Source organism: Pandoraea faecigallinarum (assembly GCF_001029105.3).
Classification (GTDB): domain Bacteria; phylum Pseudomonadota; class Gammaproteobacteria; order Burkholderiales; family Burkholderiaceae; genus Pandoraea; species Pandoraea faecigallinarum.
Genome location: NZ_CP011807.3, coordinates 1,328,512 through 1,355,151, shown reverse-complemented (window position 1 = coordinate 1,355,151; position 26,640 = coordinate 1,328,512). Strand labels below are relative to the sequence as shown.

Annotated in this window: 21 protein-coding genes; 11 read left to right on the top strand and 10 right to left on the bottom strand. The window is 64.7% G+C overall.

Annotated features, from left to right (window positions below):
- Nucleotides 1-16: 16 nt before the first annotated feature.
- Both aroQ and argH read left to right on the top strand, forming a co-directional pair.
- The gene (gene aroQ / locus AB870_RS06130; protein ID WP_167362680.1) at nucleotides 17-688 is read left to right on the top strand and encodes a gamma subclass chorismate mutase AroQ; all 672 of its coding nucleotides are present in this window, start codon (nucleotides 17-19) and stop codon (nucleotides 686-688) included.
- 156 nt (nucleotides 689-844) lie between these two features.
- Nucleotides 845-2,242, top strand: a complete 1,398-nt coding sequence (gene argH / locus AB870_RS06125; protein ID WP_047907332.1) for an argininosuccinate lyase — start codon at nucleotides 845-847, stop codon at nucleotides 2,240-2,242.
- A gap of 95 nt (nucleotides 2,243-2,337) precedes the next feature.
- On the opposite strand, the gene gltS is transcribed toward argH, so the two are convergent.
- From gltS to apbC, 4 genes are all read right to left on the bottom strand, one after another.
- Complete coding sequence (gene gltS, locus AB870_RS06120; protein WP_047908866.1) at nucleotides 2,338-3,564, bottom strand: sodium/glutamate symporter; 1,227 nt, start codon at nucleotides 3,562-3,564, stop codon at nucleotides 2,338-2,340.
- Nucleotides 3,565-3,979: 415 nt separating this feature from the next.
- On the bottom strand, nucleotides 3,980-6,265 hold the full coding sequence (locus tag AB870_RS06115) for an arginine/lysine/ornithine decarboxylase (protein ID WP_047907331.1): 2,286 nt from the start codon (nucleotides 6,263-6,265) through the stop codon (nucleotides 3,980-3,982).
- Nucleotides 6,266-6,370: 105 nt separating this feature from the next.
- Nucleotides 6,371-6,940, bottom strand: a complete 570-nt coding sequence (gene dcd / locus AB870_RS06110) for a dCTP deaminase (RefSeq protein ID WP_039373928.1) — start codon at nucleotides 6,938-6,940, stop codon at nucleotides 6,371-6,373.
- Between the two features lie 102 nt (nucleotides 6,941-7,042).
- Nucleotides 7,043-8,125, bottom strand: coding sequence for an iron-sulfur cluster carrier protein ApbC (apbC, locus tag AB870_RS06105; protein ID WP_047907330.1), 1,083 nt, complete (start codon nucleotides 8,123-8,125; stop codon nucleotides 7,043-7,045).
- 274 nt (nucleotides 8,126-8,399) lie between these two features.
- Between apbC and AB870_RS06100 the strand changes: the two genes are divergently transcribed.
- The gene (locus AB870_RS06100; protein WP_047907329.1) at nucleotides 8,400-9,062 is read left to right on the top strand and encodes a YiaD family glycine zipper/OmpA-like lipoprotein; all 663 of its coding nucleotides are present in this window, start codon (nucleotides 8,400-8,402) and stop codon (nucleotides 9,060-9,062) included.
- A 392-nt stretch (nucleotides 9,063-9,454) separates the two neighbouring features.
- Complete coding sequence (metG, locus tag AB870_RS06095; protein ID WP_047907328.1) at nucleotides 9,455-11,614, top strand: methionine--tRNA ligase; 2,160 nt, start codon at nucleotides 9,455-9,457, stop codon at nucleotides 11,612-11,614.
- Between the two features lie 109 nt (nucleotides 11,615-11,723).
- On the opposite strand, the gene AB870_RS06090 is transcribed toward metG, so the two are convergent.
- Nucleotides 11,724-12,185 (bottom strand): Lrp/AsnC family transcriptional regulator, encoded by a 462-nt coding sequence (locus AB870_RS06090; RefSeq protein WP_047908865.1) that lies wholly within the window; start codon nucleotides 12,183-12,185, stop codon nucleotides 11,724-11,726.
- A 117-nt stretch (nucleotides 12,186-12,302) separates the two neighbouring features.
- Between AB870_RS06090 and AB870_RS06085 the strand changes: the two genes are divergently transcribed.
- Complete coding sequence (locus tag AB870_RS06085) at nucleotides 12,303-12,575, top strand: DUF6356 family protein (RefSeq protein WP_047907327.1); 273 nt, start codon at nucleotides 12,303-12,305, stop codon at nucleotides 12,573-12,575.
- Between the two features lie 39 nt (nucleotides 12,576-12,614).
- Here AB870_RS06085 and bamE read toward each other — a convergent pair whose 3' ends face one another.
- The 3 genes from bamE to AB870_RS06070 all read right to left on the bottom strand — a co-directional run bounded on the left by bamE (nucleotide 12,615) and on the right by AB870_RS06070 (nucleotide 19,430).
- A complete protein-coding gene (bamE, locus tag AB870_RS06080) occupies nucleotides 12,615-13,151 on the bottom strand; it encodes an outer membrane protein assembly factor BamE domain-containing protein (RefSeq protein WP_047907326.1) in 537 nt (178 codons plus the stop codon).
- A 151-nt stretch (nucleotides 13,152-13,302) separates the two neighbouring features.
- Nucleotides 13,303-17,559 carry a translocation/assembly module TamB domain-containing protein gene (locus AB870_RS06075; RefSeq protein ID WP_157112255.1) on the bottom strand — a complete coding sequence of 1,419 codons (4,257 nt, stop codon included), beginning with the start codon at nucleotides 17,557-17,559 and terminating at the stop codon, nucleotides 13,303-13,305.
- 119 nt (nucleotides 17,560-17,678) lie between these two features.
- Complete coding sequence (locus AB870_RS06070) at nucleotides 17,679-19,430, bottom strand: autotransporter assembly complex protein TamA (RefSeq protein ID WP_237170068.1); 1,752 nt, start codon at nucleotides 19,428-19,430, stop codon at nucleotides 17,679-17,681.
- A gap of 394 nt (nucleotides 19,431-19,824) precedes the next feature.
- Between AB870_RS06070 and AB870_RS06065 the strand changes: the two genes are divergently transcribed.
- From AB870_RS06065 to panD, 4 genes are all read left to right on the top strand, one after another.
- Nucleotides 19,825-20,007, top strand: a complete 183-nt coding sequence (locus AB870_RS06065) for a DUF3460 family protein (protein WP_047907325.1) — start codon at nucleotides 19,825-19,827, stop codon at nucleotides 20,005-20,007.
- A gap of 390 nt (nucleotides 20,008-20,397) precedes the next feature.
- Nucleotides 20,398-21,300, top strand: a complete 903-nt coding sequence (locus tag AB870_RS06060) for a segregation and condensation protein A (protein ID WP_047908863.1) — start codon at nucleotides 20,398-20,400, stop codon at nucleotides 21,298-21,300.
- Between the two features lie 7 nt (nucleotides 21,301-21,307).
- Entirely contained in the window at nucleotides 21,308-22,144 is an 837-nt protein-coding gene (gene panC, locus AB870_RS06055) for a pantoate--beta-alanine ligase (RefSeq protein WP_047907324.1), read from the top strand.
- A 146-nt stretch (nucleotides 22,145-22,290) separates the two neighbouring features.
- The gene (panD, locus tag AB870_RS06050) at nucleotides 22,291-22,713 is read left to right on the top strand and encodes an aspartate 1-decarboxylase (RefSeq protein ID WP_047907323.1); all 423 of its coding nucleotides are present in this window, start codon (nucleotides 22,291-22,293) and stop codon (nucleotides 22,711-22,713) included.
- Nucleotides 22,714-22,729: 16 nt separating this feature from the next.
- Here panD and AB870_RS06045 read toward each other — a convergent pair whose 3' ends face one another.
- Nucleotides 22,730-23,353, bottom strand: coding sequence for a ParA family protein (locus AB870_RS06045; RefSeq protein WP_047907322.1), 624 nt, complete (start codon nucleotides 23,351-23,353; stop codon nucleotides 22,730-22,732).
- Between the two features lie 174 nt (nucleotides 23,354-23,527).
- Entirely contained in the window at nucleotides 23,528-25,036 is a 1,509-nt protein-coding gene (locus tag AB870_RS06040) for a cobyric acid synthase (RefSeq protein ID WP_047907321.1), read from the bottom strand.
- Between the two features lie 40 nt (nucleotides 25,037-25,076).
- On the opposite strand from AB870_RS06040, the gene cobU reads away from it, so the two are divergent.
- Nucleotides 25,077-25,643: a bifunctional adenosylcobinamide kinase/adenosylcobinamide-phosphate guanylyltransferase gene (gene cobU / locus AB870_RS06035; protein ID WP_047907320.1), complete on the top strand. Its 567-nt coding sequence runs from the start codon at nucleotides 25,077-25,079 to the stop codon at nucleotides 25,641-25,643.
- A gap of 12 nt (nucleotides 25,644-25,655) precedes the next feature.
- Nucleotides 25,656-26,636, top strand: a complete 981-nt coding sequence (gene cbiB / locus AB870_RS06030; protein WP_047907319.1) for an adenosylcobinamide-phosphate synthase CbiB — start codon at nucleotides 25,656-25,658, stop codon at nucleotides 26,634-26,636.
- Nucleotides 26,637-26,640 lie beyond the last annotated feature (4 nt).

Here is a 26,640-nt window from a genome sequence, read left to right as displayed (position 1 = left end):
CCCGGGGGACACCGCCTTGCCGGATCGGGACATCGGTACGACAGGCGCTTCCATCGTTCATCCGCTGGCCGCAGCGCCTCACGGTGTGCGCGGCTTCGCGGTACGTCTCGTATCTCAGGCGATGGCCGGCGCGCCTGCCCATCCCGCGAAACCGCGGCCCGTCGTCGATCCCGTGCTGGACCCGCTGATGAACGGCATTCTCGAGCGGCTGGCGATCAGCGAGGCGGTGGCGCGCAACAAGTTTGCATCGGGCAAACCGGTGCAGGACACGCCTCGCGAGCAGGCGCTGCTCGACAGCGTGGGCGAGCGCGCAGCCCAGTTCGGCCTGACGCCCGCGCAGGCGCGCACCTTCTTCCGTCTCCAGATCGAGGCGGGCAAGCTGGTGCAGACGGCCTTGCTGGCTCGCTGGATGCGCGATGGCAGTGCACCGGGCGAACCCGTCGATCTGGTGACCCGGTTGCGTCCCGCGCTCGACAAACTGGGCACGTCGCTGATGCACGATCTCGGGCGTCTGTGCGCGCTGCCCGACGATCCATCGCGATTGGCGCGCATCCATCAGGCACGCGAGCGCATCGCCCGAACGGCCAAGCTGGAAGCGCTGCAACGCGCGGCATTCGACGAAGCGACTTCCGGGCTATGTCTGTCGGCGCCGCCGCGCGTCTGGACACTTTCCATGGCTTCCAGGTGAACCGGGGGGCGGTAACGACGCTTGCCGCCTGCCGCCCCCCGGCCCGCGGGCAGTCATGGCGCACTCGCCGGGGTTGTATAATTGCGGTTTGCCGTGCTCTGCCACGGTTTGCGCCAACGGGCCTGAACGGGCCCCACGACTAGCCACGCTACGAAAATGACCTCCCAACTCCACAAGAAAGGCGAAGCCTGGTCGGCACGCTTTTCCGAACCCGTTTCCGATCTCGTCAAGCGCTATACCGCGTCGGTGTTCTTCGACAAGCGACTCGCGCTGTTCGACATCGAGGGTTCGCTCGCTCACGCCGACATGCTGGCCGCACAGGGCATCATCAGTGCCCAGGACCTGGCCGACATTCAGCGCGGCATGGCGCAGATCCGCAGCGAGATCGAAGGCGGTCAGTTCGAGTGGCAACTGGATCTCGAAGACGTTCACCTCAACATCGAAGCGCGCCTGACCGCGCTGATCGGCGACGCCGGCAAGCGTCTGCATACCGGCCGCTCGCGCAACGATCAGGTGGCCACCGACATCCGCCTGTGGCTGCGCAGCGAAATCGACCGCATCGGCAGACATCTCGGCGACCTGCGCCGTGCGCTGCTCGATCTGGCCGACCAGCACAGCGCGACAATCCTGCCCGGCTTTACCCACCTTCAGGTCGCCCAGCCGGTGACGTTCGGCCATCACCTGATGGCGTACTTCGAGATGTTCAGCCGCGATGCCGAGCGCATGCTCGACGTGCGCCGCCGCGTGAACCGTCTGCCCTTGGGCGCCGCGGCGCTGGCCGGCACCAGCTACTCGATCGATCGCGAGCGCGTGGCCGCCACGCTCGGCTTTGAAGAGGTCTGCACGAATTCGCTCGACGCCGTTTCGGATCGCGACTTCGCCATCGAATTCACCGCCGCCGCCGCACTCGTGATGACGCACGTCTCCCGCTTCTCGGAAGAACTGGTGCTGTGGATGAGCCCGCGCGTGGGATTCATCGATCTGGCCGACCGTTTCTGCACGGGCAGCTCGATCATGCCGCAAAAGAAGAACCCGGACGTGCCCGAGCTCGCGCGGGGCAAGACCGGCCGCGTGAACGGCCATCTGATCGCCCTGCTCACGCTGATGAAAGGCCAGCCGCTCGCGTACAACAAGGACAATCAGGAAGACAAGGAACCGTTGTTCGATACGGTCGACACCGTGATCGACACGCTGCGGATCTTCGCCGACATGGTGCCAGGCATCAAGGTGCGCGAAGCCAACATGCGCAACGCCGCGCTGCAAGGTTTCTCGACGGCCACCGATCTGGCCGACTATCTGGTGAAGAAAGGCCTGCCGTTTCGCGACGCCCACGAGATCGTCGCACACGCCGTGAAGATCTGCTCGGATCGCGACATCGATCTGGCCGACCTGTCGCTGGCCGAGTTGCAGAAGTTCTCGCCGCTCGTCGGCGAAGACGTCTTCGAATACCTCACGCTCGAAGGCTCGGTCGCCAGCCGTAACCACATCGGCGGTACGGCGCCCGCGCAAGTACAGCGCGCCATCGCGGCCGCACGCGCCAAGCTCGCGAAGTAAGCGCGCTCGCGTCGTCCCCGCCAATGAAAATTGCCACCCTCGGGTGGCAATTTTCATGTGATCGACCTGCGGCAGGCACCGTTGCGTTCAGGCGCTCAGAACACCGGCAGCGACAGAAATCCCTTGATGACCAGCGCGTTGAGAATGTCGATGAAGAACGCGCCGACCATCGGCACGATCAGGAACGCGATATGCGACGGGCCGAAACGCTCGGTCACCGCCTGCATGTTGGCAATCGCCGTGGGCGTCGCGCCCAGTCCGAAGCCGCAGTGCCCCGCGGCCAGCACCGCCGCATCGTAGTTGCGCCCCATCACCCTGAACGTCACGAAGATCGCGAATGCAGCCATCGCCACCGCCTGCACGACCAGAATCACGATGATGGGCAAGGCGAGCGTCGAGAGATCCCACAGTCGCAGTGCCATGAGTGCCATCGCGAGAAAGAGCGACAGGCTGACGTTGCCAAGCACCGAGAGCGAGCGCTCGAAGACCTCGTAGCCGACCAGCGACAACACGTTACGCACGACCACGCCAGTGAAGAGCACACAGACGAACGTCGGCAATTCGAATGCAGATTCCGAGAGCATGCGCGCGACGATTTCTCCGCCGAGCAGGCAGATGGCGATCATTGCCACCGTCTCGATCAGCGCCTGCGCCGTGATGAGGCGCACCGTGTGCGGTTGCTCGAAGCCTTCCGGGGCTGCGTCGCCGGCGGCATGGGCGCCGGGCGCACCGTCGCCCGCACGTGCCAGGCGGCCGACCAGATAACGCGCCACCGGCCCGCCCAGCAGGCCGCCAAGCACCAGCCCGAACGTTGCGCAGGCCATCGCGATTTCGAGCGCCGACTGCACGCCGTAGCGCGACGTGAGCGTCTCCCCCCACGCGGCGCCCGTGCCATGCCCGCCCGCGAGCGTGATCGACCCGCCGAGCAACCCGACGCCCGGCGGCAGTCCCATCGACATCGCCAGTCCCAGCCCGATCGCGTTCTGCATGACGAGCATCGCGGCCACGATGCCCAGAAACAGCACCAGCCGCTTGCCGCCGGCCTTCAGGCTCGCGAGATTGGCCGACAAGCCAATGGTCGCGAAGAACGCCAGCATCAGCGGCCCCTGCAACGTCGTGTCGAACTTCAATTCGACGCCGGCAAACTCACGCAGGGTGAGCGCCCCCAGGGCGACCAGCAACCCGGCGGCCACCGGTTCCGGGATGCTGTACGTGCGCAACGGCCCAAACCATTCGACCAGCTTGCGTCCGAGCAACAGCACCAGCGTGGCGCATACGAGCGTGCCGTACGTGCCGAACGCCAATTCTCTGGTGATTTCCATGCATTTCCCCGCGACAAAAAGTGCGATGAGTGTAGCAATCGGCATCCCGCGAATCCGTGGGAAATATCCCAACTTTATCTAAATCGAGCCGCAACACAAAACTTGCGCTTTGCGTCGCACCACTTCGATTTCAACGATGTTGGCGTGTTTTCACCGGAGATCGTGGGTCGCCACGGTGAATACGTCGGACAACGCAGCGCGCGTATGAGCGCGAATTGAAATACCGACATCGGCAAAGCGCGTATATACCGCCTCGCGCGGCGCCCGGCCGCCTCCGCCTCACGATGCCGCGAAAACAAAACGGCCCCGTGCATTCACACGGGGCCGTCCGATGAGCCCGATCGCCGCGCGACCGCAGCGGCACGAGCGGCACGAGCCGCCCGCCTCACGCCTGCCATGCCGCCGTTACTGGAGGTTACTGACGCACGCAGTCCACGAAGTACTCGGGACGCCCGTCGACCTCTTCGACCACCAGACCGTGGATGTCGGTATGGAAGCCAGGGAAGCGCTCGTTGAAGTCGCGTGCAAAGCGCAGGTACTCGATGATCGCGGCATTGAAACGCTCGCCCGGAATCAGCAGCGGAATGCCCGGGGGGTACGGCGTGAGGAGCACGCTCGTCACGCGGCCTTCCAGTTCGTCGATCGGCACCCGGTCGATCTGGCGGTGCGCGAGCTTCGAGAAAGCGTCCGTCGGCTTCATGGCGGGCTGCATGTCCGAGAGGTACATCTCGGTCGTTACGCGCGCCACGTCGTTCGCCTTGTAGACACTGTGGATCTGATCGCACAGGTCACGCAGGCCGATACGCTCGTAGCGCGGGAATTGCGCCACGAACTCCGGCAGCACACGCCACAGCGGACGATTGTGATCGTAGTCGTCCTTGAACTGCTGCAACTCGGTCAGCATCGAGTTCCAGCGGCCCTTGGTGATGCCGATGGTGAACATGATGAAGAACGAATACAGCCCCGTCTTCTCCACGATGATGCCGTGCTCGGCCAGATACTTGGTGACGATCGCCGCCGGGATGCCGCTCTCGCCGAACTCGCCGTCCACGTCGAGTCCCGGCGTGATGATCGTCGCCTTGATCGGGTCGAGCATGTTGAAGCCGTCGGCCAGATCGCCGAAGCCGTGCCAGCGGTCGTTGGCCCGCAGCACCCAGTCTTCGCGCTGAATCGTGCCCTCGTCGCCCAGATTCTCCGGGCCCCAGACCGAGAACCACCAGGAGTCGCCGTATTCCTGATCCACCTTGCGCATGGCGCGGCGGAAGTCGAGCGCTTCGACGATGGACTCTTCGACCAGCGCCGTGCCGCCCGGCGGCTCCATCATGGCCGCGGCCACGTCGCAGGACGCGATGATCGCGTACTGTGGCGAGGTCGACGTGTGCATCAGATACGCCTCATTGAATCGGTACGTGTCGAACGTGCGGGCGTCCGAGTCCTGCACCACGATCTGCGACGCCTGCGAAATACCGGCGAGCAGCTTGTGCGTGGAGTGCGTGGCGTAAATCGTCGCTTCCGACGAGCGCGGACGGCCTTCGCCGATGGCATGCATGTCGCGGTAAAACTCGTGGAACGCGGCGTGCGGCAGCCAGGCTTCGTCGAAATGCAGCGTATCGATGTTGTTGCCCAGCACGTCCTTGATCATTTCGACGTTGTAAATCACGCCGTCATACGTGCTCTGCGTGATCGTCAGAATACGCGGCTTGGCGTTCGGGTCGCGCTCCAGCACTTCACGCGCGAACGGGTTCGCTTCGATCTTGGCGCGAATGACTTCCGGCTCGAATTCCGACTTCGGGATCGGGCCGATGATGCCGAGGTGGTTGCGCGTCGGCGTGAGGAACACCGGCACCGCGCCCGTCATGGTGATCGCGTGCAGGATCGACTTGTGGCAGTTGCGGTCGACCACGACGATGTCGCCCGGCGCAACGGTCGCATGCCAGACGATCTTGTTCGACGTCGACGTGCCGTTCGTCACGAAGAAGAGGTGATCGGCATTGAAAATGCGCGCCGCGTTGCGCTCCGACGCCCCCACCGGCCCATTGTGGTCGAGCAGCTGGCCGAGTTCTTCCACGGCGTTGCAAACGTCCGCGCGCAGCATGTTTTCACCGAAGAACTGGTGGAACATCTGACCGACCGGACTCTTCAGGAACGCCACGCCGCCCGAGTGCCCCGGGCAATGCCACGAGTACGAGCCGTCGGCGGCGTAATGCGTGAGCGAGCGGAAGAACGGCGGCGGCAGCGAGTCGAGGTATGACTTGGCCTCACGAATGATGTGACGCGCCACGAACTCCGGCGTGTCTTCGAACATGTGAATGAAGCCGTGCAGCTCGCGCAGAATGTCGTTCGGGATATGGCGCGACGTGCGCGTCTCACCGTACAGGAAAATCGGAATATCCGGATTGCGACGACGCACTTCCTGCACGAAGGCACGCAGGTTGATGATGGCCAGCGCCAGTTCGCCCTCGCCTTCGCCGCCCGCCTCGCTGGAGAACGTGCCGAACTCATCGTCGTCGATGGACAGAATGAAGCTCGACGCACGGCTCGCCTGCTGCGCGAACGAGGTCAGATCACCGTAGCTGGTGAGACCGTTGACCTCCATGCCCTCGGCTTCGATAGCCTCCGCCAAGGAGCGAATCCCGGATCCCGAGATATTTTCGGAGCGGAAGTCCTCGTCGATGATGACGATCGGAAAACGGAATTTCATTGGCGTTCCTTCGACAAAAGAACGAGCCACGGTCCGACATGGCCGTGGCTCTGGGGCATTGCGAAATGTGGGGTGCTCACCGGCGGCGAGTGCGAGTCTGGCAGGCTAGGTTTTCGGCAGCGTGACACCACGCTGTCCCTGATACTTGCCACCGCGATCCTTGTACGACGTCTCGCAGACTTCGTCGGATTCGAAGAACAGGACCTGAGCGACGCCTTCGTTGGCGTAGATCTTCGCCGGCAGCGGCGTCGTGTTGGAGAATTCCAGGGTCACGTAGCCCTCCCATTCGGGTTCGAACGGCGTCACGTTCACGATGATGCCGCAGCGGGCGTACGTCGACTTGCCCAGACACACGGTGAGCACGCTTCGCGGAATGCGGAAGTACTCGACGGTGCGTGCGAGTGCGAACGAGTTCGGCGGAATGATGCAGACATCGCTCTCGACATCGACGAAGGACTTCTCGTCGAAGTTCTTCGGATCGACGATGGTCGAGTTGATGTTCGTGAAGACCTTGAATTCAGGCGCACAGCGGATGTCGTAGCCGTAGCTCGACGTGCCGTAGCTGACGATCTTTTGCCCGTCCTGGGAATACCGGATCTGCGACGGCTCGAAGGGCTCGATCATGCCGTGCTCTTCGGCCATACGCCGGATCCATTTGTCGGACTTGATGCTCATGTCTGGGCCTGAATTGGGGTGGTACGTAAAAAGTGGGCGTATTTTACGCGATTGTTGCGGTGCGGTGATGTTTTCACCCGCACCGGCCCGATCCCCTTGCCCTTACGTGTTCTGGACGACGATGGACGGGAACTTGCTGGTCATGTCCTTCTGCCTGGCCGCGACCTTGACGGCGACCTTGCGGGCGATGGCCTTGTAAAGCTCGGCCACACGGCCGTCCGGGTCGCCCACCACGCTCGGCATGCCGGCATCGGCATGCACGCGAATGCTCATCTCCAACGGCAGCTTGCCAAGCAGGTCGACGTCGAAATCATGGCTCATGCGCTCGCCGCCGCCCACGCCGAAGATCGGCTCTTCGTGGCCGCAGTTCGAGCAGATGTGCAGGCTCATGTTCTCGATCAGACCGAGGATCGGCACGCCGACCTTCTCGAACATCTTCAGGCCCTTGCGCGCGTCGAGCAACGCCAGGTCCTGCGGCGTCGTGACGATGACCGCGCCGGTGACAGGCACCTTCTGGGCGAGCGTGAGCTGGACGTCGCCCGTGCCAGGCGGCATATCGACGATCAGGTAATCGAGGTCGCGCCAGTTGGTCTGATTGAGCAATTGTTCGAGCGCCTGCGTGACCATCGGGCCGCGCCAGACCATCGGGTTGTCCGGCTCGATCAGAAAGCCGATGGAACTGGTTTGCAGGCCATGGCCGATCATCGGTTCGAGCGTCTTGCCGTCTTTCGATTCCGGCTTGCCGTGAATGCCCAGCAGCGTCGGCAGCGACGGGCCGTAGATGTCGGCATCGAGAATACCGACACTGGCGCCCTCGGCGGCCAGCGCGAGCGCCAGATTCACCGCCGTGGTGCTCTTGCCGACCCCGCCCTTGCCGGACGCGACGGCCACGATGTTCCTGACATTGGGAAGGAGCTTCACCCGGCGTTGAACGGCGTGCGATACGATCTTCTGGCCGACGTCGACGGCCACACGCTCGACACCGGGGAGTTTGCCGACGGCCTCGGCGATTCGCGTGCGCATCGCTTCGAACTGACTTTTCGCGGGATAGCCGAATTCGATCGTGATAGCGACGTGACCGTGCTCGGCCGCGACTTCCTTGACATACTTTCCGGCGATCAGGTCGAGGCCTGTGTCCGGGACGACGATGCCACGCAGCACTTCATTGATTTGGGCGACTTCCATGTGGGTCTCTCGCTCTGTCGAGGCGCGCCGGGAAAGCCCGGCGTTGCGCTAACAACTTGTAACAACCGTGGCGCACGCTCTCGACTAGCATTCGAGGCGCGCGTGTTATGGGGAACCAGCCGTCGCGGCAATTTGTCCTTGCCTGCGGTTGAAGCTCAGCGCTATTGTAAAAGACGTCGCGCCGTCAGGTTCAAAACCCCTGCGGCGCGCGCGTGCTTCGACGAAGTGCTTACGCGTGTTTCATCACAGCTAGCTAATCGATAAGGAGCCTCAAATGAAGAAGAACACTCTGCGCGCTTCCGCGCTCGTACTGGTTGCCGCTGCCATGCTCGCCGGGTGCCAGACGCAGCAGGGCACGAACACGGCGGTCGGCACCGGTGTCGGCGCGGCGGTCGGGGCAGGTCTGGGCAACCTCATCGGTGGCAACACTACGGGCACCCTGATCGGGGCCGCGGTAGGCGCAGCCGCCGGCGGCGCCACCGGTTACAACTGGCAATCGATCAAGAATGCACTGGGCGGCCACACGGCCGGTACGGGCACGCAGATCTCCGAGCGTCCGGACGGGCAGCTTCAGGTCAACGTGCCCAGCGACGTGACCTTCGATACCAATCAGTACGCCATCAAGCCGAATTTCGCAGCCGTGCTCACGGATCTGGCCAATTCGCTCAATCAGAACCCGGGCATCACCGCTCGCGTGATCGGTCACACCGACAGCACCGGTGGGGACAAGATCAACATTCCGCTGTCGCAAAACCGTGCGAACAGCGTGATCCAGTTCCTGACGAGCCGCGGTGTCGACGCCCGTCGTCTGCAAGGCGTCGGCGTCGGTTCGAGCCAGCCGGTGGCGCCCGATAACACCGCCGAAGGCCGCGCCCAGAACCGTCGCGTCGAAATCCTGCTGCAAGCCCCGCAGCAACAGCAAGCGCCGCGCGGCTGACCCGCCAGGTCCAAGCGCATGCCCGCTCCGGCGGGTGTGCGTTTGCATGCCCCCTCGCCGCTCCCCTCCGTTTCACCGTCCGCTTCACCGTCCGCCACGCATGCTGCAACGCAACATCGAAAGTCGGCACATCGGTTGAACTAATCCCCCGCGTGATCGCTCAGACCCTTCGGAAGTGCCTACCGTGGGCGCTTTCATCTCCTCTTTGTTATTGACGTTACGTGTGCCTAGTTATGCCGGAACCTGGTTCCGGCTTTTTTTTTGGCCGCTTGCCCGACGGCGTGCCAACCCGGCACCGATTCGCCGTCCGGGACGCCCGTTTGGGCGTCAACCCGCCCCGCCTGCTAGAATCGTCCTTTCGTGTATCTCTCAACCCACCACAGTCAATCCCCATGTCCCGCCGCATTCTCGTTACATCCGCATTGCCGTACGCCAATGGCCAGATCCACATCGGCCACCTGGTGGAGTACATCCAGACCGACATCTGGGTACGGTTCATGCGAATGCAGGGCCATGAGGTGTACTACGTCGGGGCGGACGACACACACGGCACGCCGGTCATGCTGCGCGCGGAGAAGGAAGGCCTGACGCCGAAACAGCTGATCGATCGCGTCTGGACGGAACACAAGCGCGACTTCGACAGTTTCAACATCTCGTTCGACAACTACTATTCGACGGACTCGGAAGAAAACCGCGAATTGTCCGAGAGCGTCTATATCGCCCTCAAGGAACGGGGCCTGATCGAAGCGCGCGACATCGAGCAGGCGTACGACCCGGTCAAGGAGATGTTCCTGCCGGACCGCTTTATCAAGGGCGAATGCCCGAAGTGCGGCGCCAAGGACCAATATGGCGACTCGTGCGAAGTCTGCGGCTCGACCTACGCGCCGACCGACCTGCTCAACCCGTACTCGGTCGTCTCGGGCGCCACGCCGGTCCGCAAGACGTCCACGCACTACTTCTTCAAACTCTCGGACAAGCGCTGCGAGCAGTTCCTGCGCCAGTGGGTGTCCGGACTCGCCCAGCCGGAAGCCGCCAACAAGATGAAGGAATGGCTCGGCGAAGACGGCGAATCGACGCTCGCCGACTGGGACATCTCGCGCGACGCGCCGTACTTCGGCTTCGAGATTCCGGGCGCGCCGGGCAAGTATTTCTATGTGTGGCTCGACGCACCGGTCGGCTACTACGCCAGCTTCAAGAATCTGTGCGCCAGGCGCGGCCTGAACTTCGAGGAATGGGTCAAGCCCGGTTCGACCACCGAGCAGTACCACTTCATCGGGAAGGACATCCTGTACTTCCACACGCTGTTCTGGCCGGCGATGCTCGAATTCTCGGGCCACCGCACGCCGACCAACGTGTACGCGCACGGTTTCCTGACCGTGGACGGCCAGAAAATGTCGAAGTCGCGCGGTACGTTCATTACGGCACAGAGCTTCATCGACACGGGTCTGAATCCGGAATGGCTGCGCTATTACATCGGCGCCAAGCTCGGCAACACGATGGAAGACCTCGACCTGAATCTCGACGACTTCGTCGCGCGCGTGAACAGCGATCTGGTCGGCAAGTATGTCAACATCGCCAGCCGCGCGGCGGGTTTCCTCATCAAGCGTTTCGACGGCCGTGTGTCGGCGCACGCCATGCAGGCACCGTTGCTCGAACAGGTGCGCGCCGCCGCCCAGCAAATCGCCGTCTATTACGAAGGCCGCGAGTTCGGCAAGGCGCTGCGTCTGGTGATGGAGCAGGCCGACGCGATCAACGGTTACGTCGACACGGTCAAGCCGTGGGATCTGGCCAAGGATCCGGCACAGGCCGGCGCGCTGCACGAGGCCTGCTCGGTGTGCCTGGAAGCCTTCCGCCTGCTCACCCTGTATCTCAAGCCGGTGTTGCCGGCCACGGCGCAGGCGGTGGAACAGTTCCTGAACATCGCACCGCAAACGTGGCAGGACATCGGGCGTGCGCTCAGCGCCGATACCGCCATCTCGGCCTACAAACATCTGATGACGCGCGTCGAAGGCAAGCAGATCGAGGCGCTGCTCGCGGCCAACCGCGACTCGTTGCAAGCGGGCGCGCCGGCGAGCGACGCCGCGGCGGCCAAGGGCAAGGACAAATCGGCGAAAACCGCGGAGACCGCGGGGACCGCGGGGACCGCGAAGGCCGAAAAGACGGAAAAGACGGAAAAGGCCGCCGCGACGACCGGCAAGACCGACGACGGGATCGTCACCATCGACGATTTCGCGAAAATCGACCTGCGCATTGCGCGCATCGTCGATTGCAAGGCAGTCGACGGATCGGACAAGCTCCTGCAACTCACCCTCGACGTGGGCGAAGCGCAAACCCGCAACGTTTTCTCGGGCATCAAGTCGGCTTATCCCCGGCCCGAAGTGCTGGTCGGCAAGCTCACGGTGATGGTCGCCAACCTCGCGCCGCGCAAGATGAAGTTCGGCATGTCGGAAGGGATGGTGCTGGCGGCGTCGGCCGCTGACGAGAAGGCCGAACCGGGTATCTACATTCTCGAGCCGCATAACGGCGCCAAGCCGGGCATGCGTGTGAAGTAAGACACACGCGTTGCACGCTCAACACCCCGAGTGCCGCCCAGCCGGCCTCGGGGTGTTTGATTTTGTGACGACGATTCGACGGCGTCTTACCGGTGCCCGGATGCCACGGTCATCGCAGATGATCCACCGGCAGCGCCGTGGTGAACTTCACCGTCTCCATCGAGAAGCTGGCGCTGATGTCTTGTAAATCGGCCACGCGGATGAGTTTTTTGTAAAAGCGGTCATAAGCCGCGATGTCCGGCAGATAGACCTTGAGCAAATAGTCGATATCGCCCGCCATACGGTGAATTTCGACGATCTCCGGCAATTCCCGCGCCCCGGCCACGAAACGGAGCATCCAGTCCTCACTGTGGGTGGCCGCCTTGATGAAGACGAAGGCCGTCACTCGCAGATCGAGTTGCTGCGGATCACACAGCGTCACCTGTCCGGTAATGACGCCGTTTTCGCGCAGCCGCTGCACGCGGCGCCAGCACGGTGTGGGTGACAGATGCACGGCCTCGGCCAGTTCGCCAAGCGAGCGCGAGGCATCGGCTTGCAGATTTTCGAGAATTGCGAGATCGGTTTTGTCCACCATGGCCCCCGAAAGGAAAAACTTTTCCAAATCCTACCCGATTTGGGAGGACATTTGAAAGCCTTTACCTCATGCACGCAGGTAGACTTTGGAAACATTCCTGAAACAGAGGTCCTTATGAAAGTCTTCACTCGCCATCCTGCCTCTGTCGGCGAAAGCTATCTCCAGCACATGGGTTCCGCGCTGTCGTTCGCCCTTCCCTTGCTGGGCGCTTTGCTCGCCTGCCTGGTGCATGCGGTGCTGCCGTTCGCCTTCGAGAAAACGGGAAGCCGGATCATCGTGCGCCTGCATGACCGGATGGTGACGAACCGTCACCGCCATTCGGCAGCGCACGCACAATCGGCACAGACGTCGCCGTCGACCAAGGTGACGGGCGCGACGCCGCAATGAACGTCCCCCGCCCGGTGCGCCACACGCACCGCAGATACGTCAGGGACGCTCCGATGCCGGGTCGGGCGAGCGCGACGTCACCGTCACCCGGCCGTCCGGCCCGAAGTGGGCATTGAACATGCCCGGCGAGTTCACGCCGTCTTCGAGCCACCGCCAGCTCCACACCGTCTCCTTCTTCAGGCGGTATTCCTCCACCGTGGTCGGCTTGCCGAGCAGCCGCCGTACCTCGTCTTGCGACATCCCCGGCTGCACCTGCTGGAAGTTCTCGGCCGACAGGGCCTGCGTCACACGGCGCAGTTTGCCGTCGGCGCCGATGTCGACCATATAGGTCTTCAGGCCGCCCGGCGCGCGCGGATATTCGAGACGTCGCGAGCCGTCGTCGTTCTCCCACACGATTTCCGGCTTACCCATCTGGTCGCGCACCTGCGCCTCGGTGCTCACCCCCGGCTTGAGATCGCGCAGCAGCATGTCGTCCGGTTTGACGGCATTGAACGTATCGCGCGCCTTTTCATGCACTTTGTCGATCTGCTGCTGATCGCAGCCGAACAATCCCAACAGACTGGCGAACAATCCCATAGCGACTCCCCAGCGAAGGCCCCGGCGCGCATCATGCGCGCCGCGCTCAAGATCAAGCGACATTTTCATCGTTACCTTCTCCTCTTCACGTTTCACGACGGCATGCCCGCCCCCGGATGCGCAAATGCCCGAAGGCCCGGCAAACCCGCCGTCAATCGAAGCGACGATTGAACAGCACATCGAAGCCCGAGAGCGAACCGGTACGCAAGGCAAGCTGCCAGCGACGCGACACCTGCCATGTGATCTTCACGATACTGGCCGCGCTCGTCAGACTCTGCTCGTATCCCAGCGCGAAGTTGTCCGAGATCGCCTTGCCCACCTTCACGACCTGCTCGTCGTCCGCCAGCCCCGAATCGCTGGTGCCGATGCTGAACTCGTCGATGCCCAGATCCTTGATGATGCGCTTGCCGCCGGTCGCGCCGAGCAATGCGGTCGCCGCGCCCGCCATCGCCTGACGCTGCCCCAGGCCTGCCCCATCCGGCCCGTGACCGAACATCAGCCACGACAGCTTTTCCTCATCCGATACGCTCGGCTCGGACACGAGCGACACACGCGGTTGCCGCACCGTGCCCGTCACGAGCACGCCGGCAGCCACCTCCTGATTGCGCCGCATGGCCTGAATGTAGATGTTGGGATTGTCGAGCGGACCGACGAAGTTGATCTCGCCGCGTTCGATCGCGAGCTTGCGATCGAAGGCCTCATACGTTCCTTCGGCGACGGTGATGGTCCCCGTCGCACGCATCGGCGTGAGCGGATCGCTCTGCACACGCATGCTGCCGCGCAGCAACAGGTCCGCGCCGGCCCCGACGAAGCGGAAGTCTCGGCCGAGATTGACCTCGACGTTGATGTGCGGTGAGAAGCGGCTGGTCGGCTGCGCGCCGATGCGTGCCGCTTCATCCTTCGGGTCGAGTGGCCTGGTGCGCGCCTGAGCGCCGCCACGCACGACGACGACGTCGTCGCCGAGCCTCGGTGCGCTCGTCGGCGGCAACGCAAAACGCGCACGGTCGACGGTGAATTTGCCATTGACCGCCATCGCATCGCCACTTCCGGTCGCCTTCGCCTCGCCAGTCAGCGAGAGCTGACGGTCGGGGGCCGCGAACAACTGCAACCTGTCCGCAACCAGCGCGATGCCGAGCGTGGGCTCCGGTGTGTCGAGACGGATATTGCCCGTCGCGCGCGCCGTGCCGCCGCCACCGCCCGTCACGACCACGTCGCGCAGGACGATCTCGGTCGGCGTCAGGTCGATGCGAACCTTGCCGTCCTTCACGCTCACGCCGGTATCGAACATCTGCACGGACAGATCGTCGGCGGTCAGTTGCCCCGTGGGCCGCGGTTTCGCAAGCGTCCCCGCCAGCGTCACGTTGAGGTTCGCCCGTCCCTTGAAACTGAATTGCGCGCCGGCCAGGTCTTCGAACTTCGACAGGTTCGGAATGGCGACGGCGATGCGGCCGGTGAGCGGCGCGTCATCGGGCACGCTCGGCATACCGCCCTGCACGCGCAGACCGGCCTGCACATCGGCATCGAGAGTGCCGACCAGCGACGACACCGCCGTCACCGTGGCACGCGCGGTCTGCGCCGACAGGTCGACGCGCGTGCGTAACGCCGAAATACCCAGTGGCACGCGCGCACCCACGCCGCCCTTCTCCGCGCTCAGGCCGGGTATGCCCGTGACCGTCACCTTGACGCTATCGTTCACGCCGCCGCGGCGCAGGGTGACGTCGCCGCTGCGGCGAACGATTTCCACGAAGCCGTCCGCACGTTGCCCCGCATTGACGTTCCATTTGCCATCGAGGATCAGATCGCTCGCAACGGACGACGGCTCGCCGGTAAACGACTGCACCACATGCAGCACCTGGGCGATGTCGAGCGTGTCGATCGTGCCCGCCGTCTTGAGTTGGCCTTCGCCGTAATCGAAGTTTGCAAGCGAGAGCGCACCCGCGCCCGTGACGAGCCTGGCCGGCCCAAGATGCACGCGCTCGGCACTCGCCTCGAGCTGCCACGGCGCGGCCAGATCGAGCTTCGGCACGCCGCGGTTCGTCAGCGTCTGAATCGTGCCTTTCCAGCCCGGCTTGCCTCGACTGTTCGTGACGGCGCCCGCCGCGTCGAGGTTCATATCCAGCGGCGCTTCGCGCAACTTGCCGCGCGCTTTGAGATGCAACGTATGCGCGCCGCGCGTGCCTGCCAACGCCAGCGAAAGCGTGTCCAGGCGCACGACGTCGCTGATGAAACCCTGCCCGTCTAGCGTCACGTTCAAACGATCGGCTGCCGCGCCGGGCAACCCGCCGCTCACATCCACTTTGCCTGCCAGATGGTCGAGCTTCTGGGCGCCGAAGACGAGTTTGTCGGCCGCAAGCGTCGCGACCACCGCCGGACGCTCCATCGTGCCCGACACCTGAGCGTCCATTTGCAGACGGCCCGCGAGGCCGAAACCCAGCTTGTCGAGCGACGGCGCGTCGACATTCACCGCCATCTTGTCGCCCGGCGCGCCGAAGCTGCCGCGCAGCAGCACCTTGTTGCCCGCAACGAGCAGATTCGCATCGCTCGGCAGCAAACGCGTGCCCGCGAGCTTCACCGTCCCGGCGCCGCTCATCGGCAGATCCGCGTAGACGCTGTCCTGTAGCGCGAATCTCAACGTCAGACCGAATTCGGGACGCAACGCCCCCTGCGCATCGAACTGTCCCGTAACGCTTGCCGCCGGCGTTTTCACACCCCGCTTTTGCCGACCGGAAACGTCGTAAAGGCCGTAAAGGTCGTACCAAGCGGCCGGGTCGAAGCGCGTGAGACGGATCTGTGCCTTGTACGCGCCTGCGTCGCCGTTTTCGAGCACGCCCGTGGCGGCGACGTTGCCGGCCCCCGCGTCCAGGGATAGCGCATGGATCGTGGTGCCCCTGGCGTCGAGTCCGATGTCGGCGAGCACGCGGTGTGCGGCGTCGCGCCAGTCGAGTGCGATACGTTGCCCCGCGGCATCGAGCTTGATGTCGAGCGGACCGCCGAGTTTGGTCGCGGGCAGCTTGCCGTACAGGGCATGCAGATCGAGTTCGCGCATGGTCAGGGCGAATCCGCCGACCGTGGCTTCGGCGAGCGCCGCCGCTGGCGGTGCCGTGGCGCTCGCCCCGCTTGCCGCGCCCGCGCCGCTCAGCGCGGTTGACGCCGAGGCAACGGAAGCCGCCGAAGCTGACGCCGGCGCTTCCGGTTTCGCGGCCGCTGCGGCCGCGCTCACGGGCTCGCGTCGCAACTCGCCGCTTCCCGTGAGCACCGCGCGGCCCGCGAGCTTCAATTCGATGCCGGTCAACGCCTGCCGCGTCGCGTCGAGCAGGACCTGCGTGCGCAGACTCTCGACGGGCAGCGAGCCGGCGTCGATCGCGCCCGGTTTGGCATTGACGATCGACACCGGCCCCAGAACACGGAAGGTCGTGGCGCCCGGCGCCGGGCGCAGGTCGGCCTGCACGGCAAGGTCCGCCTGCGGCGCATCCGGCGCGAAATCGCGGGGATTGATGTGGTCGAGCGCAATCTGCGCCCGCGAGAGCGGTACCGCACCGAATGGCGACGCCGCGATATGCGCCGTGCCGTTCAGCTTCTCGCCGCTCGCACGCAGATCGACGACAAGGGCGTCGAGCGAGCCCGACAGATCGGCCTTCAATGCCACCGGAATGCCGCCCGCCTTCGCTTGCAAGCCAACGTTGCCGCCCAACACAAACGGACGCAGACCGTTGAGTTGCAGGTTGGCGACCGCCTCGCCGTACGGCGTGCCGAGATGTTCGATCTGCACCGTATGCTGCGTACCATCGCTTCGCGCATTCACGCGAATGTCCTCCAGCACGAGGGCCGGCGAATGCATCGTGAGTTTCGCTACGCGCACGTCGTTCAGTGTCAGGCCGAGCGGCAACCGCAGGCTCGTCGGCATTGTCGCGGGCGTGTTCGACGGAGGCGACGGCGCGAACGCCAGTTCGACGTCGCCCGCATGCAGTTTGTCGACGGTGAAGTGCAGCCCACGCAGGCGCAGGTCCCAGCGGCTATCGAGCCGGCTGATGGTGATGCGCGTCGCGCCGTCGAGGTAGCGTATGTCGTTGAGCGTGAAGCCATGCAAGACACTGCCGCTTCGCCACTCGCCGCCGAGCTTGCCGCCCAGCGTGGACACGGCTGTCTGCCACAGCCATCGACTGCCGCGCTCGCTGGACATCGCCCAGAGCAGCGCACCGAGCGCCAACACCACGAGGAACACGAGCGCGAGCAGCACGCTCAGCAGCGTGCGGACCCAACGCCTGCGGCGTGGCGGCGGCGGTGGCGCCTGATCGTTTCCCGAGGACGGCGAGGACGGCGGCACATCGCCGCCCTGCGCGTCCGGACGCGTCATGGTCGGCTCGCGCGCGTCGTCGCGAACGTGCGCTGCCGCGACGGCAGCGGGCATGGAGGCCGAGCCCGTGGCGCCCGTAGCGCCCATAGCGCCCATAGCGCCCATGGATCGCATTGTGCGCGGTGGGATGCGTACGCCAGATAGCGTGGCGGCAGGAAGTTGTGTCGTCATCATCAGAACGCCACCCCGAGCGAGATGGCCGGACGGAACTGCCTGTCGTGCACGCCGTAGCCGAGGTCGAGGTTCACCGGGCCGACCGGGCTGCGCCAGCGCACGCCCACGCCCACACCGTGGTAGAGCGGTGTCGGGTGACGATAGTCGTCCGTCGCGGTGCCAACATCCCAGAACACGGCCGCGCCCCAGTCGCGGGTGAACCAGCGCTGATACTCGAGACTCGCGGTGCCGAGGTACTTCGTCGGGAACGTGGTGCCGTTTTGCTGACGTCCGATGCTCTGATAGGTATAGCCGCGAATCGACGACGTACCGCCCGCGAAGAACAGCAACGACGACGGAATCCGGTTGCTGTTGCCGTTCGTGAGCACCGCGCCGATCTCCAGACGCGCCAGCACGAGATCGCGCTCGCCTACGGGGAAGTACTGACGGATACGGCCATAAAGACGCGCGAAGCTCTGATCGGTCAGCAGCGGCTTGGCCGCGAAGCCGATCTGCGTGTTGATGATGTTGCCTTTGCGCGGGAAGATCAGGTCGTCCACGTCGCGACGGTTCCACGAAAACGCCGGCACGAGCGCCTTGTTGAGAAAGCGCACGCCGCCATCGGGACGCTCGTCCGTACGATAGAAATCCAGCGTATAGGCCCAGTCGTAACGTTCGCGCGAGCAGGCGCGCTTGATGCCGATTTGCGTGGAGCGCTGATCGAGGCCGTTCAGATACGTGCGATCAAACGAGCCACGCATGCTGTTGGTGTACGCGCTTGTGTCGGGCGGCATGCCGATTTCGGCATACCCCCCCTGGCGGTACTGTTCCAGACGCGCCTGCAAATCGAACGTCCACGCCTTGCCGAACAGGTTGTAGTAGGAGTAACGGCCATTGACGCTCGCCCCGGTGTCCGTCGTGTAGCCGACGCCGCTTTGCACGCGATGCTCGGGGAATTCACGCACCTTCACGTCGATGGGCGCATTCTCGGCTTTCGCCGGATCTTCCGTCACCGAAATGATGACGTTCGAAAAATACGGCGTGGCCTGAATCTGGCGTTGCAGTTCCTGAAGACGGTCCGCGTCGAACGGCTCTCCTTCGGACAGCGGATTGACGTTGCGAATGATCTGCTCGGGATAGCGGCGCGTGCCCGAGATAACGAGCGGCCCGAGAGTAAAAGGCGGTCCGCTCTCATACGTCGCCGCGAGCGACGCGCTGTCGCGGTCGGCGTCCACCACGGCGCGCGAGAAGGTCATCTTCGCGGCGTGATAGCGTTTTTGCCCCAGTTGGAACAGCGTGTCGTTCTTGGCCTTGTCCCAGTCCGATTGACGAAACGGCGCGTTCACGGGCAGTTCCCAGGCGTTGCGCAACTGCGTCACACGCTGCGGGTCCTGATCCGCGACCGGACCGGTGAATTTCAGATCGACGTCCTTGATATGCGTGCGCGGCCCCGGGTCTACCTTGATGTCGACGTCGCGCTTGCCATTGATGGTGGCGACGTCCACGTGAGTGACGGGAGAAAAGTAGCCCTCGGTGGACGTCAGTTCCTGCACCTGCTCGCCGATCGTGGCGATGATGTGTTCGAACTGCGCGTCGCCGATGTCGTCGCGTTCGGCGTAACGCACGGCGTCGAGGTTGTCCCGGAGGAGTTTGGCGACGTCTTTGGGCGCGTCGACCCGCACCCGGTAGTCCGCGTGTGCGAGGCCGGGCAGCCAGAGAAGGCCACAGGCCAGCGCGACCAGCGCTCCCCGGTTGGCGGGCGGTCGACGCACATGGCGCAGGTGACGGCCAAATTGGCGGCAAAGTTGGCGGCACAAGAGGTGCGCGCCGAAGCGACGGCCAGCGTCGTGTCCGGATTTGATCTGCGAGACGGTCAAAACCTTCCTTGAAAATATCGCCGCCGGTGGTCCGGCGTGCCGTAAATATTGCGCAAGCGAACGCTCGAACGCACGATGCCCGCCAGCATGGCATAACAAGACAACGCGCGATGCGTATATGAAGCGTATTTGAACATATCCCTTCGGGTAGTTCACCGCTGCGTCCCAAAATCGGGCAAATTGGCCAAAACGCCCAAAACGGGGAATATCGGCGGGTTTGCGGTAGAATCTGCGTCGATTGGCGCTGTCGCGACGGCGCCGCTTTTGCCTATTTTTGAAGCAATCGACCATGTATGAGTCCGACATCACCCAATTCATCAAGCAACTCAAGGCCGAAAAGCCGACGCTGGAAGCGGAGCAACGCAAGGGCCGTGCCCTGCTGTGGGACAAGCAGCCGATCGATCTGGACGAACGTAGCCGTGCCCAGCAGTCGCGTGTGGCGCAGCAGCCCTACGTCTATCAGGGCGAGTAATTCCCAGCCTTCCCGCCGAGTTCTCCATTGAACCCGAGTCCTCCCGACGATCCGGCGCTGACTTCGGTTACGTCTTCCGTGTCTTCCGTGTCCCCTGCGTCGTCCGCGGCTGTCACGCCCGGCACGACCGATACGGCCGATACGACCGGTACGCCTGACATGCCCGCCCCGAGCGCAGAGACCGCGCCGGTGCCCGAGCACGTCGACGCGACGGCGGGAGGAGCAGAGGGAGCGGGCGGCCCGGACGCCGCGGGCGAGGTCGTCGGCGATGGCCGGAACGACACGCCGGGCGACATCGCGGACGCCCCCCCCGGCACACCGGCCGACACGTCCGCTCCGCCGGCCGAGCCATCCGAACAGCAGACCGGCGCGCCGGACTCGATGGCAGCGATGGCAGCGACGGCGGCGCCCTCCCCAACGGCGGCAACTGCCCGCCCGGCGAGCGCCGGCGGCACGGCCACGGAGCTTCCGGCGCCGCAGCACGGGCACGATTCCACGCCCGACACGGTCGACGGTGTAGCGCGCGCCCGTCTATACGGCGAGCCGCTCTTCGCGCTGCCGAACGATCTGTACATCCCGCCGGACGCGCTCGAAGTCTTCCTCGAAGCCTTCGAAGGCCCGCTGGACCTGTTGCTGTATCTGATCCGCAAGCAGAACTTCAACGTACTCGACATTCCGATGGCGCAGGTCACGAAGCAGTACCTGCTCTACGTCGAACAGATCCGCCGTTCCAATCTCGAACTCGCGTCCGAATATTTGCTGATGGCCGCGATGCTCATCGAGATCAAGTCGCGCATGCTGCTGCCGGTCAAGAAGGCGGACACGGGCGAAGAAGCCGAGGATCCGCGCGCCGAGCTGGTGCGTCGACTGCTGGAGTACGAGCAGATGAAACTCGCCGCGCAGAAGCTCGATACGCTCCCGGTGCTCGGCCGCGACTTCCTGCGCTCGCAGGTCTACATCGAGCAGAGCCTGCAACCGCGCTTCCCCGATGTCGACGCCGAAGATCTGCGCGCGGCATGGGCCGAGGTACTGCGCCGGGCCAAACTCGTGCAGCATCACAAGATTTCCCGCGAAGAACTGTCGGTGCGCGAGCACATGAGCCAGATTCTGCGACGCCTGCAGGGCGCGCGATTCATGGAGTTCACCGAACTGTTCGACGTCACGCGCGGCGTGCCGGTCGTCGTGGTCAACTTCATCGCCATGCTCGAACTCACGCGAGAGTCCCTGCTGGAGATCACGCAGGCCGAGCCGTTCGCGCCGATCTACGTCCGCCTGACCTACACCCCAAACTGAGCGCCCCATGAAAGTCATTCCCTCGATTCACGAACTGCGCGACCAGTTGCGCGGACAGAATCGCGTCGCCTTCGTGCCCACGATGGGCAATTTGCACGAAGGTCACCTCTCGCTGATGCGACTCGCGCGCCAGCACGGCGATCCGGTCGTGGCCAGCATCTTCGTGAATCGTCTGCAATTCGGTCCGAACGAGGACTTCGACAAGTATCCGCGCACGATGGCCGACGACGTCGAAAAGCTCACGCGCGAGAACGTCTACGTGCTGTTCGCACCGGACGAAAAGGAGATGTACCCCGAGCCGCAGGAATACCGTGTCGAGCCGCCGCACGATCTGGGCGACATTCTCGAAGGCGAGTTCCGCCCCGGTTTCTTCAAGGGCGTTTGCACGGTCGTCACCAAGCTGTTCTCGTGCGTGCAGCCGCGCGTGGCCGTGTTCGGCAAGAAGGATTACCAGCAACTGATGATCGTGCGCAGCATGTGCCGTCAATTCGCGCTGCCCATCGAGATCATTGCCGCCGAGACGGTGCGTGCCGACGACGGCCTGGCGCTGTCCTCGCGTAACCGCTATCTCTCGGACGCCGAGCGCGCCGAAGCGCCCCAGCTCTATCGTCTGCTCAACGAGATCCGTCACGAGGTGAACGCCGGCAAGACGGACTACGCGGCGCTCGAAGCCGCAGCCATGAAGACGCTCGTCGAGCGTGGCTGGAAGCCGGACTATGTGTCGATTCGCCAGCGCGCCAATCTGCGCGTGCCGGCACCCGGCGCGGCACCGGCAGACAGCCTGGTGGTGCTCGCCGCCGCAAAACTGGGGTCGACGCGTCTGATCGACAATCTCGAAATCTGAGCGCCGGGCGCGTGGCCTCGGGTCGAACCGATGCCGCGTGCGCCCGGGCGCCAAGCCGCGCGCGTGTCGGTCGTCTGCCGATGGCCGATTGCGCTCGCATCTTTCGTCGCGCCACGCGCGCGACATCGCAACACAAGAGGCACGCCATGTACCGCACCATGCTCAAGTCGAAGATCCACCGCGCCACCGTAACACATTGCGAATTGCATTACGAAGGCTCGTGCGCGATCGACGAAAATCTGCTCGAAGCGTCGGGCCTTGTCGAAAATGAGCAAATCGACATCTTCAACGTCAACAACGGCGAACGCTTCACCACCTACGCCATCCGTGGCGAGCGTGGCAGCGGCATGATTTCGCTCAACGGTGCGGCAGCGCGTCGCGCGCAACTCGGCGATATCGTCATCATCGTGTCGTACGCCCAGGTCGAGGAAAAGGAAGTTCTGGCCGGCTTCAAGCCGAAGCTGGTGTTCGTCGACGAGAAGAACGTGCAAAAGGGCGAACGCGATCACGTGCCGCTCCAGGCATGGGAAGAAACGCGCGCCTTCGAAGCCGCTCAGGCCGCCAAGTAAGGCAGCGCTGCGCGGGTCACTTCGTCACGAACGCGGTAATCCCGTCCCATTGGGTCAGGTCGCGTTCGACACGCCCCGGCGCCACATCCCACAACGTCAGGCCGTGCGCGGCAAGCTGGACATAGTTCTGGGTATTGCGCAGCATGCCCAGCACCGGCAACCCCGCCTCCTCGCAGTAGCGCGAGAGTTGATCCGCCGCGCGCGTTCTGGCGTCCACCCGCATGCCTACGACGCCGATGCGCACGGCGCCCTGACGCACCGCCTTCTCTTCCCCCAGCTTCTGAAGAAAATCGCGCGTTGCGAGAATGTCGAAGATCGACGGCTGCAACGGCACGAGAATATGGTCGGCGAGCCTCAGAATCGAATCGAGACGCTTGCCGTGCAGCCCGGCCGGGGTATCGAGAACCGCATGTGTCGTGCCCTTGGGCGGACGGGCGATGTCGTTGTGATCGACGTCCCAGGTGGCAATCGGGCGCAACGCCGGCGCACGCAACTCCAGCCACGCCCGTGAAGACTGCTGACGGTCCGTGTCCCCAAGCATCACGGCATGGCCCTGCGCCGCGAGATAGCCGGCCAGATTCGTCGCCAGCGTGCTTTTGCCCACGCCACCCTTTGGATTCGCCACCACAATCACCGGCATTGCTGACTCCCCGAGGTCGATTTGCCGCACATCTTACAACGGCTGGATGACGCTTCGGATTCTGGTCCGGTCGCTCCCGGAGCCTCTCATCCTTGCCTCCACGCCTGCCCTTAGCTGCCCTTAGCTGTCCTTAGCTGCCCTTGACTGTCCCGTCCCGGCCATCGACGACTCGCGTCAGCCCCCCTGGCGCAGACACGCCCAGACACGCGCCAGATCGAGATGCTCGGCAAACGAGTCAGCCAGCCGGTCGAGTGACGCCTCGCGAAGCGCGTTGTAGTCCTGCCGCGCCAGATCGCGCGCGCCCGCCCAGGTAAGCAATGCGTGCAACGCCTCGGGGGTGTCGAACAGACCGTGCAGGTACGTGCCCATCACCTGATCGTCGGCAGAGCGGGCGCCGTCTGCGATGCCCCCTTCCAGCCAGACGGCGGGACGCCCGAGCGCCGCCCCGCACGTGACGCCCATATGAATCTCGTATCCGGTCACCGGCGCATCTCCGGCAGTGAGGCGCCCCGTCACCACGCGCAACTGCTTTTGCGCCTGCATCGTGGTTTCGATTTCCAGCCAGCCCAGGCCGGGCGTCATGCCCGCCTCGCCTTCCAGCCCGAGCGGGTCGTGAATCGCCGCGCCCAGCATCTGCAAACCGCCACAGATACCCAGCACTTTGCCGCCGTAGCGCAGATGCCGCGCAATCGCCGGCTCCCAGCCCTGCGCTCGCAGCCAGGCCAGATCGGCGCGCACATGCTTGCTGCCGGGCAGAATCACCAGATCGCTCGCCGGCCACACTTCGCCCGGCCCCACGTAGCGGAAGTCGACCTGCGGATGCGCTCGCAGTGCGTCGAAGTCCGTATGATTGCTGATGCGCGGCAGGACCGGCACTGCGACCCGCAGGCGCGCGGCGTCGCCGGCCGCCTTGTGACGTTGCGCGGGCAACATGTCCTCGCCATCCAGATGCAGCCCATGGAGATAAGGCAGCACGCCGAGCACGGGAATGCCCGTCTTCTCCTCCAGCCATGTCAGCCCGCTCGTGAGCAACGACGGATCGCCACGAAACCGGTTGATGATGAAACCCCTGATGCGCGCGCGCTCACTCTCGGAAAGACACGCGAGCGTGCCGATCATCTGCGCGAAGACGCCGCCCCGGTCGATGTCCGCGACGAGCAGCACAGGGACGTCGACCGCTTCCGCGAACCCCATGTTGGCGATGTCGCGCGAGCGCAGATTCACTTCGGCCGGACTGCCCGCGCCCTCTACCAGCACGGCCTCGTAGCCGGTGCGCAGGCGCTCGTAGGCGGCCAGCACCGCCGCCATCGCCCGCGGCTTGTACTCGTGATAGGCGCGCGCATCGAGATCGGCCATGACCTTGCCGCCGATGATGACCTGCGCGCCCCGGTCGCTGCTTGGCTTGAGCAGCACCGGATTGAAGTCGGTGTGCGGCGCGATGCCGGCCGCCTGCGCTTGCAGCGCCTGTGCACGGCCGATCTCCCCGCCATCGGACGTCACCGCGCTGTTGAGCGCCATGTTCTGCGGCTTGAACGGCGCGACGCGCACGCCCTCGCGATACAGCAAACGACAAAGGCCTGCGACGACCGTGCTCTTGCCTGCGTCGGACGTCGTGCCCTGGATCATCAGGGTGCCGCGCCGGCCGCCCGTGCGGGCCTGGAATTTGACAGGGATTTCACTCATGAGGCGGATTATCGCATCGGGCGCTCGTACAATATCGTCCATGACCGACCTCGTCACGACTTCCCCTGACCTGACCTTCGTTCTCGGCGGCGCACGCTCCGGCAAGAGCGCATTCGCCGAAGGACTCGCCGCCCAAACCGGCATGCCTGTCACCTATGTGGCCACCGCCGCGCTGGGCGAGGAGCCCGAAATGCTTGCGCGTATCGCCCGTCACCGGGCCAGCCGTCCCGCACGTTGGGAGACGGTGGAAGTGGGCCGCGATCTCGCCGGAGCGCTTCGCGACGTTGCGCGCGACGGGCGTTGCGTGCTGGTCGACTGTCTGCCGTTATGGCTCGCGGGCTGGCTGTGCCCGCCCGACGACGATCCGCAGGGGCCCGCGACCGACACGCAGTGGCAAGGCGTGGTCGACGCGCTGGCTGCCACCCTTGTGGCGCTGCCCGGCAAGATCGTGGTCGTCAGCAATGAAATCGGCCTTGGCGTGATTCCGATGGGCTCGCTCACGCGTCGCTACGTCGATGAACTCGGACGTCTCAACCAGCGGGTCGCCGCGCTCGCACCGCGTGTGCGTTTTGTCGTCGCCGGCCTGCCGATGGCCATCAAGGGATAAGAGGACAGGCCGATGCTCACTGGACTCGCCCCCGAATCGCTCTGGCTCGCCGCGCTGATCGGCGTGCTGCTCGACGCCTGGCTCGGTGAGCCTCGCCGATGGCACCCGCTGGTCGGCTTCGGCTACATCGCCAACGGCGTCGAAGCGTGGCTCAACGATCCCGCAGTGCGCGACAAACCGTTCAACGCCATGACGCGCGGCGCCTGGGCGTGGACACTCATGCTCCTGATTCCCGTGCTGATCGCGTGGGCGCTGACGTTCCTGCCCGGTTGGGGCGGCATTCTGTGGCAGGCGCTGGCCCTGTACGCTGCGTTGGGGGCACGCAGTCTGCGCGAACACGTGATGCCGATCGCGCGCGCGCTGCGTGATGGCGACCTCGCCCGGGCGCGTGAGCTGACCGGGCGCATCGTCTCGCGCGATACCGACGAGGCAAACGCGTCCGATCTCGCGCGCGCCGCCGTCGAATCGACGCTGGAGAACGGCAACGATGCCATCTTCGGCGCCCTCTTCTGGTTCGCCATTGCTGGCGCCCCCGGCGTGGTGCTGTTCCGTCTGGCCAACACGCTCGACGCGATGTGGGGCTATCGCACCGACAAGTTTCTGTACTTCGGCCGCCCGGCGGCGCGTATCGACGACGTGCTGAACTGGATCCCCGCCCGCCTGACGGCGGCAAGCTACGCGATCTTCGGTGACGTGGCCCGTGCCATCGCTTGCTGGCGAACGCAGGCCGGCGCATGGTCGAGTCCCAACGCCGGTCCGGTAATGGCCGCAGGCGCCGGCAGCCTCAACGTCCAGTTGGGCGGCCCGGCGCGTTATCACGGCGAATGGGAAACGCGGCCGCCGCTGGGTTGCGGCATGGCTCCGTCCGCCCAGCACATCCGGGCCGCGTGGCGGCTTATTTCCCGTTCCATGTGGATGTGGCTGATCGTGAGCGGCGCGCTGGCGCTGTACGCGGCCTCTCAGGCCGACGCCATGCCCGCCACGCTGCTGTAACCCC